Consider the following 17249-nt stretch of genomic DNA (forward strand, 5'->3'; position numbering starts at 1 on the left):
ATCTCTGAGCCTTCTTTAACCATATATCCTGGCTTAGGACTTACATCTACGATGTATTCCCCATCACCGTCTACTCTAGCTTTTAGATTGTTGTCTTTTAATATTTTAAGACCGTCATTTTTATTAGCTCCTCTTATTTCTGGTAGAGCTATACTTTTTAATAAACTGTCTTCAACTTCTTCTGAAGTGGCATCTGGTTTTAATCCTAAATAATTAAATATATCATAAAATAGGCCTTTTCCCGCTGGGGCCGCTATTTGGCCAGCATAGTATAATGATGGGTTAGGTTCATCTATTGATATAAATACAGTAACCTTTGGTTCATTGGCTGGTGCCATTGCAGCATATGAAGAGATATATTTACCTGCTCCATAACCGCCTCTTTGTGGATCAACTTTTTGTGCTGTACCAGTTTTACCACCTATATGATATNNCGATATCCTGCTATATAAGACTTTGAAGAACCCCCACTTTCTACAACTGCTTCAAGATGACGTCTCATATCCGCCATAGTCTCTGGCTTAAAACTTCCTTCACTTACTTTTGGTTTGAATTCTTGATCAACTACCCTTTTATTATTTTCATCATAATGAATAACTTCTTTCATTAAATGAGGGGTAATTAATTTTCCACCATTAGCAATAGCATTAAAAGCAGTCATAAATTGAATTGCAGACACTGTGTTACTTTGACCGAAAGAAATAGTCGCTAGGTCCACATTTGTTATAGACTCTGTAGGCTTAATTATACCTTTTGCTTCCCCTGGTAAATCAATACCAGTTTTTTTCCCGAAACCATACTTTGTTATATATTTGTTTAAATTATCTCTTCCTAATCTCTCACCTAATGCCATAAACCCAACGTTACAAGAGTTTTTAATTATCTCTTGAAAAGTTTGACTACCATGTCCTGCTGTTTTCCAGCATCTTATAGTTCTACCACCAATTCTTGAAGAACCACCACAATTAAATGTATCGCTTTCTTTTGCAACGCCAGTTTCTAATGCTGCTGTTGCTGTTACCACCTTGAAAATAGAACCAGGTTCAAAGGTATCACTTACAGCTCTATTTCTCCAAGATTTTTGAATGGCATTTTCATCAAGATTCTCAGGCCAAGGTTCATTAAGATTATAATCTGGCTTATTTGCCATAGCTAGTACTTCTCCATTATTAGGGTCCATAACCAATACTGATACCGCATTAGCATCATTGTCACTTAATGCTTGTTCTGCAGCTTTTTCGGCAAAAAATTGAATCTTTTCATCAATAGTTAAAACCACATCTCTTCCATCTATTGGTTTACTATAATCTGAAATAGTATATGGTAAGCCTTCGCTTTTTTTGTCAGTTTCAGAAATCTTTATTCCCGGCATACCAGATAAGTATTTATTGTAATACAACTCTATACCTGTTAATCCATCTCCATCAGAATTAGTATGTCCAATAACATGGGATGCAAAATTCTCATTTGGATAATACCTTTTAGTATCTGGTGAAACAACTACACCTCTTAGTTCTTTACTCTTAGAATAAGACTTAATTTCATCAGCTACCTCTTTTTCTACTCTTCTTTTTAAAATAGCTGCTCCCCTAAGCTTGCCATTTGGTAGCGGCCTTGTTAAAATATCTAACACCTTATCATTATCCATGCTTAGTATGTTCGCTAAGTCTGGAGCTATTTGCTTCATAGTCAGTTCTTTATCTTTTAAAGAATTTCTTAAAGTATTTAAATCTAAGTCAACTCTATATACATTTGCACTTACAGCTAACTCATTTTCATCTCTATCTAAAACTCTTCCACGTTTTGCGTTAATTTTAACATCACTTGTCCATTGTTGAATGCCCTTGTTTTTATATCTATCTCCTTCAATAAACATTATTGTAACTAATCTATAAACGAGATAAATAAATATTAAAAGCGCCAATAATAAGGCATACTTTAATCTCTTTCTAATTATTACCTTATCTCTCAATTCCCCTTTCGCCACTATATACTCCCCCAAAAAATCTTACTGTTAAAATAAAATATTTTTGATTTTTTCAAAAAAGCCTTCTTTAGATTCTCTAGCAACTTTTTCACCATGGGGTACTTCAACCTGCTCTAAATTGCAATATATAGCAACTCCAGCATTAGGCTTTTTCATATTTAGTTTATTTATGGCTATATCTTCTATATACTTTAAATTATTAAATTTGATAAGCTCAACTCTCATGCTTTCATTTTGTTCACGGAGATTATATATTTCGTCTTGCTTTTTAATAATATCACCCTGTGCTTTATATATAGAAGAATATCTGAATAAAATTACAATTGCCACTACAAAGCTAAGCCCTATATTTCTTATAAGCTTTAATCTTCTTTTAAGAATTTGTTTCTTTTCTATTTTAGTTTTATGCGAATGTTTTTTATCTTCTTGCTTCTTAGGCACAGAAGTAATCTTAGGTTTTAAAACTGTATTACCGCTTATCACATTTTTATCTTTTTCTACTAACATTTTACTACCCCCATAGTATTTTTAGAACTAAATTTTCTCAGCCACCCTAAGCTTTGCACTTTTGCTTCTTGAATTTAAATCTTTCTCTTCTAAAGAAGGTTCAATAGGTTTTCTACTTATTAGCTTAATTATTGGTGTCTTTCCACAAACACACATAGGTAATCCTTTAGGGCAAGTACATGGATCTTGTAATTCCTTAAATTTATTTTTAACAATTCTATCTTCTAAGGAATGAAAGGTAATTATTGCAATTCTTCCATCTTTATTTAAGGATTCAATTGCATCTTCAATAGTTTTATTTAATATAGTTAATTCTTTATTTACTTCTATTCTTATAGCTTGAAATGTTCTTTTAGCAGGATGACCCCCTTCTCTCCTAAATTTTGCTGGAATAGCTGCTGTTACTATATCAGATAGCTCTAAAGTAGTATTAACAGGCCTTCTATTAACTATAAAATTTGCTATTCTCTTTGCAAACTTTTCTTCTCCAAAACTTTTTATAACATCTGCAAGTTCTTCTTCACTATAATCATTAACTACGTTATATGCTGAAAAACTATTTTCTCTATTCATTCTCATATCTAAAGGAGCATCTTTCATATAACTAAAACCTCTTTCAGCCTCATCTAACTGATAAGAAGATACACCTAAATCCATAAGAACTCCATCAATTTTTTCAATTTTTAACTCTTCTAATATTTCTTTTATATTATAAAAATTATTATGAACAAAAGTAATATTTTCATAACTCTCTAATCTTTTCTTAGCTGCATTTAGTGCATCTAAATCTTGGTCTATACCAATTAATCTTCCTTTGCTTGATAACTTCTTAAGTATTTCATTAGAATGACCTGCACCGCCTAAGGTACAATCTATATAAATACCATCTTCTTTAATATTAAGTGCATCTATACACTCCTCTAATAATACTGAAATATGTTTAAAGTCCATTTCTAAGTCTCCTTCAATAAATTATTACTATATATATTATCGTTTATTTTCTTCTTTTCCTTATGTATAAAATTTAAACTCTATTAAATATTTATAACATAAATTATTCTATGAGTACATAAAAATTCCTTCAAAAAGGTGGTTTTTTTTATAATCCTTTTTTAGAGAATATTTGGTGTTTTCTCTTAATTTTTTCTTAAAATACTTTGAAAATGTTGAAACCTCTCACTTTATGCTATTACATTAAATTACAATTCTTTCTAGGAAAGTATTATTTTCTTTATAGACTTACCATGATAATAAAACTTTTTGTAAACTTAGTTTTCCCTACAATTGTTGAAATATATTCTGTTGTAGAGTATAATTTAAAAGAATTTATTTGAGTTTTTTAAAAATTATTTGTCATAATATAGATATATATTTGTAAAATTATTGTGTATTATAATAATCTAGAATGTAATTATATATTTATATTAAATTGTAAATTGAATATCTAAATTTAAATATTAAGGTTTTGGAAAATCTATAAGAGAAACTATAAAAACTTTATATTAAGATATATGAAATAAAATTAAAACTCAATTTGCATTTTATAATATACAGGAAGAGAATAGAAAGGAAAGAAAATATATATGAAATTAGGAATAGTAGGATTACCAAATGTAGGAAAAAGCACTCTTTTTAATGCTATCACTAAGGCTGGCGCAGAATCTGCAAACTATCCGTTCTGTACAATTGAGCCAAACATAGGAGTTGTTAGTGTACCAGATAAAAGATTAGATGTGCTTGAAAAAATGTATAATACCAAAAGAAAGATTCACACTGCTATTGAATTTTATGATATAGCTGGTCTTGTAAAAGGTGCTAGCAAAGGAGAAGGTCTTGGAAACAAATTCTTATCTCATATAAGAGAGGTTTCCTCAATAGTACATGTAGTTAGATGTTTTGAAGATGACAATATCGTTCACGTTGATGGATCTGTTGATCCAATAAGAGATATTGAAACTATTAATTTAGAACTTATTTTTTCTGATCTTGAAGTTTTAGATAGAAGAATGGAAAAATCTCTAAAACTTGTTCGTTCTGGAGATAAAACTGCTAAAATTGAATATGCTCTAATGGAAAGAGTAAAAAAGCACTTAGAAGAAAATAAACCTGTTAGAACTTTAGAAGTCACTGAGGATGAAGATGAATTCATAAAAGGATTATTTTTAATAACATCTAAACCTGTATTATATTCTTGCAATATAAGTGAAGATGATTTAATGTCAGGAAATACTCAGAATGATTTAGTAAAAAAGGTTGAGCAATATGCGGCTAGTGAAAATTCTGAGGTTATAGTAGTTTGTGCTAGATTAGAAGAAGAACTATCTACTCTTGATGATGAAGAGAAAACGGATTTATTATCTGAATATGGCCTTGAAGAGTCAGGACTAGATAAACTTATAAGAGCAAGTTATAAGTTATTAGGACTTATAAGCTTTTTAACTGCTGGTGTTCAAGAGGTTAGAGCTTGGACTATAAAATTAGGAACAAAAGCGCCTCAAGCTGCTGGCAAAATTCATAGTGATATTGAAAGAGGTTTTATAAGAGCTGAAATAGTTTCTTATGATAAGCTAGTTGAATGTGGTTCTGAAGTAGCTGCAAAAGAAAAAGGCTATTTTAGATTAGAAGGTAAAGAGTATATAATGCAAGACGGAGATGTTGTAAACTTTAGATTTAATGTATAATTAAATCAATTAGTCATTGATAATGAATAATTAATTTTTAAATAAAATAATAAAACCCTTAATTTACAAAATAAAATTTTAGTAAACTAAGGGTTTTTATTATTTTTAATATAAAAAAATTTAATTTATGCTATTTACCTAAAACTTCTTTAATAATCAATTACCAAAAACTAATCCTCTATTGAACAAAACTTACTCCATGATTTTTTTTATTGATTTTTTTATTTTTTTATTAATCTTTTTTAGATCTACTTTTTTATCTACCTTTTCTAAACCCGCATTAATAGCTTCTGGAACTACCTCTTTTAAATTAGGCATTCTTCCCATCAATAGTTTTACCTTTGATTCCTTTAGCTTTACCTCCATCTTTATCCTGGATATTATTTTTATCATTATATTTTTCAATCTCCTTGTTTATTGCTTTAGTAACTTTATCAAAGTTTATTGCTGGCTTATCTAATAAAACCCTTACAGCATCCTCTACAGACTTCATTGTATAAATAGAAAACTTTCCTTCTTTTATTGCCATTTCAACTTCTTCACATAGTACTAAATCCTCTTTATTAGAGGCAGGTATTAATACCCCCTTATTTTCTATAGTATCTATAGTTTTACAGACCTTAAAAAAGCCCTCGATTTTTTGATTTACTCCACCTATAGGCTGAACTTCCCCAAATTGATTTATAGATCCTGTCACAGCAATATTTTGTCTTATTGGAATCTTACTTATAGAAGATAACATACATATTACTTCTGCTATAGAAGCACTATCGCCATTAACAATCCCATAAATTTGTTCAAAGCTTAAATGTAAGTCTACTGGTAATTTTGTATAACCTCCATTTAAAGTACTAATGTATCCTTTTAATATACTTAATGCCTTGTTATGAATCTTTCCACTTAAATTGCTGTCTCTTTGAGCATCAATTATATTACCCTCTCCTTTATAAGATATGCAGGTTATTTTTATAGGTCTACCAAAACTTACATATCCTGTATCTATAACGGAAAGTCCATTTACTTGACCTACTTTACTATCAGTAACTTCAATTAAAGTCTTGCCTTCCTCATAAGTTTGTAAAATTTCTTTTTCAATAAGTTCCTCTTCATAGGCAATATCAATAATATCTTTTCCATCAATAGTATTTCTATTTTCTTCTTTTACTTTATTGTTAGCAAGTAAGATTAAATTGTTTAATTCATGACTTTCAAAATAAATTTTATTTTTATTTTCTGCCTTTCTCGATAAACATTTTGCTATTTGCTTAATGGCTTCATCTGTCAGTGTCATTATATTATTTGCTGATGAAAAACTACTTATTTCACTAATTAATGCTCCTTTTACATTCTTATCTATATCTAATATTGGATTATACTCTGTTCTTATTTTAAATATTTTTTTAAAATCTTCATCGTGAGTATAAAGTAAATCATAAGTTTCATAATCGCCAATCAATATAACCTTCTGTCTAATATTAATTGGCTTAGGCTTTAATCCACTAAGGGCTAAAAGTTCTAAATATCCTTTATTATAATCTAAATCTACCTTTTCGCTTAAAAGTGCTTTTTTCAAATAATAATAAGCCTGTGGATTGCTTAGTAGATTATTTACTCTTAAAATTAAACATCCTCCATTTGCTTTTATTAAACTTCCTGCTTTTATAAGAGAAACATCTGAAACATATATACCATTGTGATTTTCATATTCAATACTTCCAAGAAGATTATTTAAATTAGGGTCTTCTTCAAAAATCACTGGAGGAGAATTTTGTTCACTATTATCCACTATTACATTTATCATATATTTATAAATTATTTCATTTATTTTCTCTTCATCATCATCATAGTTAATACTGTAGTTGTCAATTAAATATGTTACTATGCTGTCGCATACATATTCTAAATATTCTATCACTTCAGTATCTCTATAAAAGACTTTTTTATATTCTTCTCTTTTATCTTCTAATTTTTCATTTAAATAATCATACATGATACCTTTTATTTTCTCTAGTTCATTTACTTCCATAAGCTTCAGTTCTTCCAAAATTTCCTTAGCTTTAAGTTTAAGCTCATTTACCTTAGATATCATCAGTTCTTTTTTATCTGAATCTAAATCTTCATATTCTTCTTCCGTCATTTCCCTACCATCGTTTAAGGGTATAAAAGTGAATCCTCCATCATTTGATTTAATTTCGAATCCGCTACTTTTAGATATAACAATTAAATTATTTATGATTTCATTTCGTTTCTTTTGAATTGTATCTACAAGTTTTTCCTTTTCTTTACTTATAGAATTATTATAGAATTCAAAAGTATATTCTATTAAACTACTTTGTATTTCCTCTAAGGTAGTCTTAAATTTTTTTCCTAAACCGTTACTTACAAATATAGGTATTGGCTTTTTTTCATCATTTTTAACTACATAACATATATCATCAGGCTTATCTCTATACTTAAGCACATTTTCAATATATTCTATAATTGTTTTAACCTTATCCATGGAATAATCATCAACTAAATATACATTATATCCTTCTTTATCTATCTCAAGGGCGGTTTTTATCTTTTTATATGCTTCTGAATATTGTGGTAATATACATTTACCTCTCTTAGAGCTGATACCACCAAATTCAAAATTATATATAACTTCCTTTGGAGTCAACTTTCTCTTCATAACTATCCTCCCGAAAAATCACTTATTATATTAATATTCTTATAAATGGTTTTTTGGAACAAATTTATTAACTTTTTACCATAATCCTTAAAACAATAGGTAAAGATGATTTATAAGTTATGAATTAAATAAAAAAAGTATAGTATACTAATATGTATACAATTGAGAATTGACTATGGACAATTGACAATTATGGATATTTCTCAGTAGAGACTGAGAAATTTAAAATTGATTCTCTTTTTAAGTTACAGGGTAACTTTTTACTGTAGCGGCGAACAGTGTTCGCCACTAGACGACTAGCAATTAAATTGCTAGTTAGAAATATATTAAAGAAATNNAAAAATAATTTCATCCTTAATTATCAATTGTCAAATTTCAATTCTCCATTGATAAAGCCTTGTTAATTATTAAAAGTTAATATATAATGTTTTTATTCATTATTGTTATTAATAAGTCATAGTGCTTATAATTGGAATTATATATATCATTGAAAAGGAGTTATTTTTATGGGATTTAAAGACAAACTAGCTCAAAGCTATACTAATGCATATTTAAATAAATATGGTGATAGACTTACACAATTACAAGGTAGAGTTCTCTCTATCAAACCTGAAACTAAAAGTTTTCTTGGAATATTAAACTGGATAACAGTTACTATAGTATTGAAACCTGATGCAGCAAAAAATGTTTTTACTTGCGTCTACAAGAAAAAGAAATGGTTTAAAAAGCCACAATTTATACCTGTAACTCAAGGCCACTCTGTTATAATTCAAGGACTAAAGCCTAAAAAGAGTAAAAAGGATAAAAATACTAAAGAATCTATTTCTATAGTAAATTTAATCAACATGACAAATAAAGCGGAACTTGTTCCTACTGAAGGTAGAATGCCTAAACCTCAAAGGGTAAGAGCTGATAGAAGATTTAAATAAAACCTTTCTTAATTGAAAAAGCTGTGGACATTATGTCCACAGCTTTTTCAATTCACAATTGTGGACATTNNTCAGTTATCACTGAGAAATTTTGAATTTATTTTTTTGAAGTTACAAAGTAACTTCTTCCCTAGAAAAACTAGCAATTGTATTGCTAGTCAAAAAAATTCGTTTAAAGAAATTATTTTGACTAAAAATAATTTCAACATTAATTGTGAATTGTGCATTGTGAACTGTGCATTAAAAAAAGGAGTTCGATGAACTCCTTTTTTATTTCTTATGAGATACGAATATATATAAGCTATTTATAAAAGAAATTATACTTGAGAAGAAAATTATGATTAACCATTGGCCTAGTTGTAATGGAGAAGTGTGGAATATACTTTGAAGTATCGGTATATACATAATTGAAATTAAAGATATCATCGATAGTGCTACTGCACCTAATAAATATAAGTTAGTAAACGGATTTATTTCAAATAGCGAATATCTTTCTGATCTGCACTCAAACACGTGTATTAGTTGTGAAGTTATCAATGTACCTAATGCCATAGTTCTGCAAGCCTCTAAGCTCATATTATAGTATTTTCCTATTATAAATGCTAGTACAGTACAAATCCCAATTAAAGTGCCTCTCAAAAGAATTTTTTCCTTTAGCCCTCTTGAAAATACACTTTCATTTTTCGCTCTAGGAGGTTGTAACATAATATCTTTATCCGCTGGATCAACACCAAGTGCAATAGCTGGCAGTCCATCTGTTACTAAATTTACGAATAATATTTGAATTGGAAGCAATGGTACATCAAGATAAAATAATGAAGCCAAAAACATCGTTAATACTTCCCCTAAATTACAAGATAACAAATACCTTATAAATTTTCTTATATTATCATATATAACTCTTCCTTCTTCTACCGCAGACACAATTGTAGCAAAATTATCATCTAGTAAAATCATCGAAGCAGCTTCTTTAGTAACATCTGTCCCTGATATCCCCATGGCAATTCCTATATCCGCTTCCTTAACAGCTGGAGCATCATTAACTCCATCTCCTGTCATAGCAACAATAACCCCTTCGTTTTTAAAAGCCTTTACTATTCTTAATTTATGCTTTGGGCTTACCCTAGCAAATATCTTATACTTATTTATATTTTTTTGAAGTTCTTTATCAGAGATTTTGTCTAGCTCTGCCCCTGTAATAACTTCATCAATACTTTTACATATCTCTATTTCTTTACCTATTGCAAAGGCAGTATTTTTATGATCACCGGTTATCATTATAGGCTTAATTCCTGCAACCTTGCATCTTAATACTGCATCTTTAACTTCCTTTCTAGGAGGATCAATGATTCCTGCTATACCTATAAATATTAAGTCTTGTTCCAATGCTTCGCTTTTTACTAGATTATTTTCTTTATAAGCAGCAGCAATGCATCTTAATGCTTTATAAGACATTCTATCAATTGCCTTTTCTACATTTTCTTTATGGCTGTATGTAAAAGGCTCTACTTTAACGTTTATTAAAATGTGGCTACATCTTTCAATTACCCTTTCTGGTGCGCCTTTAACATAACAAGTGTTTTTACCATTTTCCTCTATGATAACAGACATCATTTTTCTTGTAGAATTGAATGGATTTTCATATATTCTTTTACCTTTATATATAAAATTTTGTATTTCCTTTCCGCTATTAAAAAATGCTGTTATAAGTGCTGTCTCCGTAGGGTCTCCAAATAGTGTCTTATCTAATGTGATGCCATCAAAATTGTAATTACAATCATTACAATAGGTAAAAGCTTTTTTTAGCATCAAATTTGGATTGCTTCCAAAGTCTCCTATGCTATAAATGTTGTTATTAAAATATAGACTTTTTACTGTCATTTTATTTTCTGTAAGAGTACCAGTTTTATCACTACAAATTACGGAGGTACAACCTAGTGTTTCAACAGCAGGTAACTTCCTAATTAACGCCTTTCTATTTAACATTCTAGATACGCCTAAAGCTAGTGCTACTGTTACAATAGCTGCTAAGCCCTCTGGAATTGCTGCAACTGCTAATGTAACACCTGATAAGAACATATTGTAAGGATCTTGTCCTCTTACAATCCCTAGTATAGTTACTAAAGTACAAATTACTAAACAGAGCACCACTAATATTTTTCCTAGTGCATCTAACCTTTCCTTCAATGGGGATTTTTCGCTATCAATATTATCAAGCATATTAGCTATTTTCCCCATCTCTGTACTCATCCCTGTTGACAATACCTTTGCTCTGCTCTTTCCTGTTAACGCAATAGTTCCCATATAAATATCATTATCACTTCTATCATTAGCACTTTTATAAACGCCTACTGATTCACCGGTTAACAGTGATTCATCTACCATAAAATTATTATCTTCAACTAATAAACAATCTGCTGGTATCCTATCTCCACTTTCAAGTATCACTAAATCACCTGGAACTAAATACATAGAATTTATAACTTGTATTTTGCCATTTCTAACCACCTTAGCAGTAGGTGAAGCCAGCTCTTTCAATGCCTCTAATGATTTCTCTGTCTTATATTCTTGTACAAACCCCAATATAGCATTCATAAATATTATTATTATTATAGTTATAGCATCTGCACTATCTCCCATAATTCCTGAAATTATAGTAGCGCCAATTAAAACCCAAATTATAAAATCATTAAATTGAGATAAAAATATTTTAATTACCGATACTTGTTCCTTACTTTGTAAGACATTCAATCCAAACTGTTTTAACTTTTTTTCTACTTCATCATTAGTAAGTCCTCTAACCTCTTTGTCATACACTTTTATTCCCCCTTTTCTTTTTAATGTACAAGTTAAAGTTTATATATTTAATAACAACTATCTTACTCTAAAATATATGTACGAGCCTACTAGTATATGAAAAAATATGCAATACTAAATTTTTTCCTTTACAGACATGGATTATAGCTATAAAATACATATAGTAATTCTTTTATTTATGGAATTCTATTTAAGGAGGTAGCGCATTTGAAAAATATAACTTACATTACAGGACATAGAAATCCAGATTCAGATTCCATTTGTTCTGCACTAGCCTATGCAGAATTTAAAAGTAAAACCCAGAAAGCTCCTGCTATGGCAATTAGGCTAGGAGAACTAAATAATGAAACCAAGTTTATATTGGACTATTTTTCTGTTGAAGCTCCAGAACTTATAAAAACAGTAAGAACTCAAGTATCAGATTTAGATATAGATACTGTAGCTCCAATTTCTCCAGATATATCATTAAAGATGGCTTGGAGCATAATGAAAAAAAACAATGTTAAAACTTTGCCAGTAGTGGATGAAAACGATAGACTGGTTGGTATTGCATCTGTTTCCAATTTAGCTTCTAGTTATCTAGATATTTGGGATAATTACATATTAGCTAAAAGTAATACAAAGCTTGAAAACATACTAGATACTCTATCTGCAAAAGTTGAATACATGCATGAAGAAGATGTAGTGTTAAAAGGTAAAATAGCAGTAGCTAACATGTCTCCAGATGTAGCAAAAACTATAATTGAAGAAGGAGATATTGTAATCTGCGGTGATAGAGAGGAACTTCAACATTGTGTTGTTGATAGAAAAGTTTCTTTAATGATAATAACTGGTAGCAAAGAACCTTTAGAAGGGGTTATTGACAAGGCTAGAAAAGTTGGATGTACTATAATTTCTACTCCATATGATACATTTACAACTTCAAGATTAATAACTCAAAGCATTCCAATCAGCCATGTAATGACTAAAAATAACCTAATAAGTTTCGAGACTACAGATTTTGTTGATGAAATAAAAGACATCATGCTAGAAACAAGATATAGAAGTTATCCTGTTTTAGATGAAAACGGTAAGGTAGTTGGAAGCATATCACGTTATCATTTAATTAATCAAAGAAGGAAAAAAGTTATATTATTAGACCATAATGAAAAAGCTCAATCTGTTGATGGTATAGAAGATGCAGAAGTGCTTGAAATCATAGATCATCATAGAATTGCAGACATTCAAACTGGTCTTCCAATATACTTTAGAAATGAACCTGTTGGAAGTACTTCAACTATTGTAGCATCAATATTTTTTGAAAATGGCATTAGACCAAGCAAAAAAATTGCTGGAATATTATGCGGTGCAATAATTTCTGATACATTATTATTAAAGTCCCCAACATCTACATTAGTTGATGAAATAATTCTTAAGAGATTAGCTCAAATAGCTGATATTAATATTGAAGAGTTTGCTAAACAAATGTTTAAAGCAGCTACATCTCTTGAAGGTAAATCTTCTAAAGAACTTTTCTACCAAGACTTTAAGTCTTTCACTATAGGAGAGACAAAAATTGGTGTAGCTCAAGTTACAACAACATATATTGAAGGTTTTAAAGATTTTAAAGAAGATTTATTAAAACTTATGAATGATATATTTTCTAAAGAAGGTTTTGAAATGATTACTTTAATGATAACTGACATTTTTAATGGCGGTTCATTATTCTTAGTAGCTGGAAATAAGGATTTATTTGTAAAAGCATTTAGTTCAACATTAAAGGATGATGCTGTATATCTAGATGGAGTAGTATCTAGAAAGAAACAGGTTATTCCGCCTTTAACAGATGCTATAAGTCAAATGAAATAAAAAAGGCGTATATTACGCCTTTTTACTGTTTTTTGTTTAATTGCCTAATTGTCGCGGCGAACTTAATTCAGTTCACAGTTCACAATGCACAATTCACAGTTGTGGAAATTTCTCAGCTGCCACTGTGAAATTTAAAATTGATTATTTCTTAAAGTTACTCAGTAACTTTTTTTAAAGGCTAGCAATATAAAATTGCTAGTCAAAGATATGTTTAAAGAAATTATTTTGCCTAAAAATAATTTCATCCTTAACTGTGCATTGTGCACTGTTTTAAGTTGTGCACTAATCTAAGTTATGCATTAATGTATCAAACTGTAACTTATATTCAAATATACATTAAAATTTAAATTAGTTTATCTATATATTGTACATTCAATTGAAATTCAAATAAATAATATTTCAAAATATTATCATGAACAATCAATTTTACATCATTTTAAACTATTAATTTAAGTAAAACTTGACTTTGATGAACCCAAAACATTACAAATGATACAATACAAATACTATAAGTAATAGATAAATAGTCTTTAACAGAGTTATCATCTATCTTTTTAGAATAAACACCATAAGACTTTAAATAATGTACATTATTATCATCTACATGATAATAAAAATTAACTGATTCAATATAAGCAGCCAAAATATAAACATTTAGCATAGGCCTAGACACCATATTAGCAAAAAAATCTCCTTTAAAATCAATTTTTATAGTCTTATTTCTAGGTATATAAATAATGTAAAGAATTGCTGAAACAATAATTGTTGGTATTATGGATAAATATTTTTCTAAAATATTAAATATTTTGAAATTGTTGCTATGTGAAATATAATGGACTAATGTAAATGCAATGGCTATACCGTTATTAAAGACTGATATATAAAATAGTGGACCAATAAATCCATATACTAGTGCAGATGAGATTATTGACATGCTGTCATAAAAATGCCTCTTATCAGGATTTTCAGGAATAAGAGCTTTTCTCTCTGTATTACTAATTTCAATTACAATAAATGCAGTAAGTGCATTATAGAGCTCTTTATGTTTCATCAAATAAAATAAATAAGCTATTATTAATATGAATACCATATAAAAGCATTGCATCCATAATCTAGATTTTATTTTTTTATGAATAAATTGATTAAATTTATAAAATATCTTTTCTCTATCGAATCCCCATAAGATAATACTAATTAAACATCCAAAAATGTATCCTACTGCCATTAAAATTCCTCCATTTCTTTATTCTTAAATTTTATATTAGATCATTGATAGTCTAAAAATTTTATTTCAATTTACACTTTAAATTAGTTTATTTTAAGCTAATTTCCATTTTAACTCTCAATTGTATATATGTTTATACATTATATGTAGGACATGCCTCTTTTAGAATAAGGTATGATAAACTAGTAATTATTAATTTATTATTGCATAAATAATATCTTTTAAATTTTTATATATCCTATCACCTTATCTATAAACTTTTCTTTCGTTGAGTAATGCTTAACACTAGAAAATAAAAAAAGACTATTGCACTAATTACTTAGTGCAATAGCCCCTAAAATAGAATTTATTCTAAAAANNTTTTATTATGGAAATTAAAATTTTATATATATGTTAATTCTTCTAAATTGACTATCTTAGGCTATTTACTAGTCCCCACATTTCATCAGTAGTTTTAAGGCCTGTTGAGCTTAATTGAAATGCCCTTTGAGTTAATATCATATCTGACATTTCTTCAGCTACATCGACATTTGAATTCTCTAAATAACCTTGTCGAATATTTCTATTACTTGTCTCATACATAGTAGTACCTTCTCCAGGTACAAATAAACTTTCTCCTACTGAAAGTAAAGAAGTATCTCCTATTGAATCATATGTCTTAATACTTCCTACTTCTATAAAATCCTCATTTTCTTGCCTATATAATACTCCATTTTTATCAATAACAAAATTTTCATTTGTAAGTCCCATTCTTCCATTAGGATAATTTACTTCGTTTCCATTTCTATCTACTACACTTAATCTATTTCCATTTCCATCAACTAAAGTTCCAGCGGAGTCTACTTTTAAGCTTCCTGATCTTGTATATGCTGCAGTATTATCTGCCATATATATTTTAAAGAATCCTTGTCCATCTATAGCTAAATCGCTATTATTACCGGTTTCTACTAGGCTTCCTTGAGTTACTTGTCTTACTGCTTTTCCTATTTTCACCCCTGTACCATAGTTCAAATTTTCTGCACCATCAGTAGTAGGATATCCTTTACGCTCTAAAGTATCTTGATATAGATCAGAAAATTGAGCTTTTAATTTTTTATATCCAGTTGTATTTACATTTGCTAAGTTATTAGATATAGTATCTAATTTTCTTTGTTGTGCAATCATTGCACTTCTATTGCTATTTAAAAGAGTGTACAAATTCTTCCCCTCCTATTATCTCACTTTACCAATTTCGTTAACTGCCTTGCCTAAAGTTTCATCTAGTGTTTTCAAAACCTTTATATCACTTTCAAAGTTTCTCATAACAGCCATCATATCAGACATTTCTTCAATTACCTCCACATTAGATCCCTCTAAGGCATTTTGTCTAACTATAGCTCTCTGCGCTAATTGCGGATTATTTCCTTCATATAAATTATGTCCAACCTTTTTTAATCCATCATAATTTTCAAAATCTACAATTCCAAAGTTATAAGTCATATTGCCGTTTATTTTAATATTACCTAATTTATCGCAGTTAAGCTCTCCATTACCTACATTTATTGGCTCTAATACGTTAGTCATCAAATTTCTACCTAATACCGTCTCCCCATTTGAAGTTACTAGATATCCTGCTGCATTAACTTGAAAATGTCCATCTCTAGTATAGTAGTTACCTGCATCATTAACTCCTGTTCTTTGAACAGTGAAAAAACCATTTCCTTCTAATGCAAAATCAAAGCTACTATCTGTATCTTTAACTAATCCTTGAGTAAAGTCTATATTTTTTTCATTTATTTCTGCGCCATTGCTTAATGTTCCTATATTAACCCTATAATTTTTACCGTTAACGCTTCTATCTTTATTTGATATCATAACTTCATCAAAGCTTTTAATAGATAAATTTTCTGATTTATATCCTGTAGTGTTCGAGTTTGCAATATTATTCATTATTACATTTTGTTTTGCTTCACTAGTTATAAGACCAGAAGCAGCATTATATAATCCTCTTATCATTTTTTCACCTCATCGTTAATCATAATTTTTACCTCATCAGGATATTTCATTCCTAAAGCCCTTGCTTTAACTTCTATTTGCGCGTCACTAAGTTCATAATTGAGCTTAGAAAACCCCATAAATATTGTTCCTATAATTATGCCTATACCTATACCTAGTAGTATCTTTCTATCAGCAATGAAATTTATATTTTCCTTTATTTTAGATATAACTCCTTTATTAATAATATTTCACCCTTTCCTAGGCCTGATTTTTCAACTATTTCCTCTATGCTAAGTTTTTCTTCAAAGAGCTCTTTTATTTGTTGAATTTTTATATTATTTTCTAAAGTTTCTTCCTTTGTTTCTTTCTTTACTTCCTCAAGATTAATTGATTCACTTTGTTCTTCCTCTGATTTTTCTTTAATTATAGGTACATTTATAGGCATATTAAGTAATTCTAATTTTTCTTCTAATATATTATCGTAATCTTTTTCATTATACTTAACATCATATTTTTCTTTTAATTCTAATATTTCCTGTTGAAGTTCTAATATTGTTTCGCTAAACTCTCTTCTCAGTTCTCCGAATTTTACATCTATTTCATC

At 28.9% G+C, this 17249-nt stretch carries 13 protein-coding genes and 1 pseudogene; 3 read left to right on the forward strand and 11 right to left on the reverse strand.

Annotated elements, in window-relative coordinates:
• From B2W91_RS16495 to rsmH, 3 genes and pseudogenes are all read right to left on the reverse strand, one after another.
• A pseudogene (locus B2W91_RS16495) lies at positions 1-1987 on the reverse strand (stage V sporulation protein D); the annotation flags it as partial.
• 27 nt (positions 1988-2014) lie between these two features.
• Positions 2015-2494 carry a septum formation initiator family protein gene (locus B2W91_RS16500; protein WP_291582904.1) on the reverse strand — a complete coding sequence of 160 codons (480 nt, stop codon included), beginning with the start codon at positions 2492-2494 and terminating at the stop codon, positions 2015-2017.
• A 27-nt stretch (positions 2495-2521) separates the two neighbouring features.
• Complete coding sequence (gene rsmH, locus B2W91_RS16505; RefSeq protein ID WP_291582906.1) at positions 2522-3445, reverse strand: 16S rRNA (cytosine(1402)-N(4))-methyltransferase RsmH; 924 nt, start codon at positions 3443-3445, stop codon at positions 2522-2524.
• Between the two features lie 632 nt (positions 3446-4077).
• On the opposite strand from rsmH, the gene ychF reads away from it, so the two are divergent.
• Positions 4078-5175: a redox-regulated ATPase YchF gene (gene ychF, locus B2W91_RS16510; protein WP_291582908.1), complete on the forward strand. Its 1098-nt coding sequence runs from the start codon at positions 4078-4080 to the stop codon at positions 5173-5175.
• Between the two features lie 192 nt (positions 5176-5367).
• Here ychF and B2W91_RS16515 read toward each other — a convergent pair whose 3' ends face one another.
• Together B2W91_RS16515 and B2W91_RS16520 are read right to left on the reverse strand one after the other, a co-directional pair.
• Positions 5368-5502, reverse strand: coding sequence for a hypothetical protein (locus B2W91_RS16515; RefSeq protein WP_291582910.1), 135 nt, complete (start codon positions 5500-5502; stop codon positions 5368-5370).
• Positions 5486-7849 carry an AAA family ATPase gene (locus tag B2W91_RS16520; RefSeq protein WP_291582912.1) on the reverse strand — a complete coding sequence of 788 codons (2364 nt, stop codon included), beginning with the start codon at positions 7847-7849 and terminating at the stop codon, positions 5486-5488. Before B2W91_RS16520 ends, B2W91_RS16515 begins: the two co-directional genes overlap by 17 nt.
• A gap of 506 nt (positions 7850-8355) precedes the next feature.
• On the opposite strand from B2W91_RS16520, the gene B2W91_RS16525 reads away from it, so the two are divergent.
• Positions 8356-8778, forward strand: coding sequence for a hypothetical protein (locus B2W91_RS16525; RefSeq protein ID WP_291582914.1), 423 nt, complete (start codon positions 8356-8358; stop codon positions 8776-8778).
• A gap of 270 nt (positions 8779-9048) precedes the next feature.
• Here the strand turns inward: B2W91_RS16525 and B2W91_RS16530 are convergent, their stop codons facing one another.
• Positions 9049-11595: a cation-translocating P-type ATPase gene (locus B2W91_RS16530; RefSeq protein WP_291582916.1), complete on the reverse strand. Its 2547-nt coding sequence runs from the start codon at positions 11593-11595 to the stop codon at positions 9049-9051.
• A 207-nt stretch (positions 11596-11802) separates the two neighbouring features.
• Between B2W91_RS16530 and B2W91_RS16535 the strand changes: the two genes are divergently transcribed.
• Entirely contained in the window at positions 11803-13443 is a 1641-nt protein-coding gene (locus B2W91_RS16535) for a putative manganese-dependent inorganic diphosphatase (RefSeq protein WP_291582918.1), read from the forward strand.
• A 436-nt stretch (positions 13444-13879) separates the two neighbouring features.
• On the opposite strand, the gene B2W91_RS16540 is transcribed toward B2W91_RS16535, so the two are convergent.
• From B2W91_RS16540 to B2W91_RS16560, 5 genes are all read right to left on the reverse strand, one after another.
• Positions 13880-14668 (reverse strand): hypothetical protein, encoded by a 789-nt coding sequence (locus tag B2W91_RS16540; RefSeq protein ID WP_291582920.1) that lies wholly within the window; start codon positions 14666-14668, stop codon positions 13880-13882.
• A 411-nt stretch (positions 14669-15079) separates the two neighbouring features.
• Entirely contained in the window at positions 15080-15865 is a 786-nt protein-coding gene (locus B2W91_RS16545) for a flagellar hook-basal body complex protein (RefSeq protein ID WP_291582922.1), read from the reverse strand.
• Between the two features lie 15 nt (positions 15866-15880).
• On the reverse strand, positions 15881-16663 hold the full coding sequence (locus tag B2W91_RS16550) for a flagellar hook-basal body complex protein (protein WP_291582924.1): 783 nt from the start codon (positions 16661-16663) through the stop codon (positions 15881-15883).
• The gene (locus B2W91_RS16555; protein ID WP_291582926.1) at positions 16660-16782 is read right to left on the reverse strand and encodes a hypothetical protein; all 123 of its coding nucleotides are present in this window, start codon (positions 16780-16782) and stop codon (positions 16660-16662) included. Before B2W91_RS16555 ends, B2W91_RS16550 begins: the two co-directional genes overlap by 4 nt.
• A gap of 77 nt (positions 16783-16859) precedes the next feature.
• A partial coding sequence (locus tag B2W91_RS16560) for a hypothetical protein (protein WP_291582928.1) occupies positions 16860-17249 on the reverse strand: 390 nt, incomplete at its 5' end.

The sequence above is a fragment of the Clostridium sp. UBA6640 genome (assembly GCF_002455975.1).
Classification (GTDB): domain Bacteria; phylum Bacillota; class Clostridia; order Clostridiales; family Clostridiaceae; genus Clostridium_J.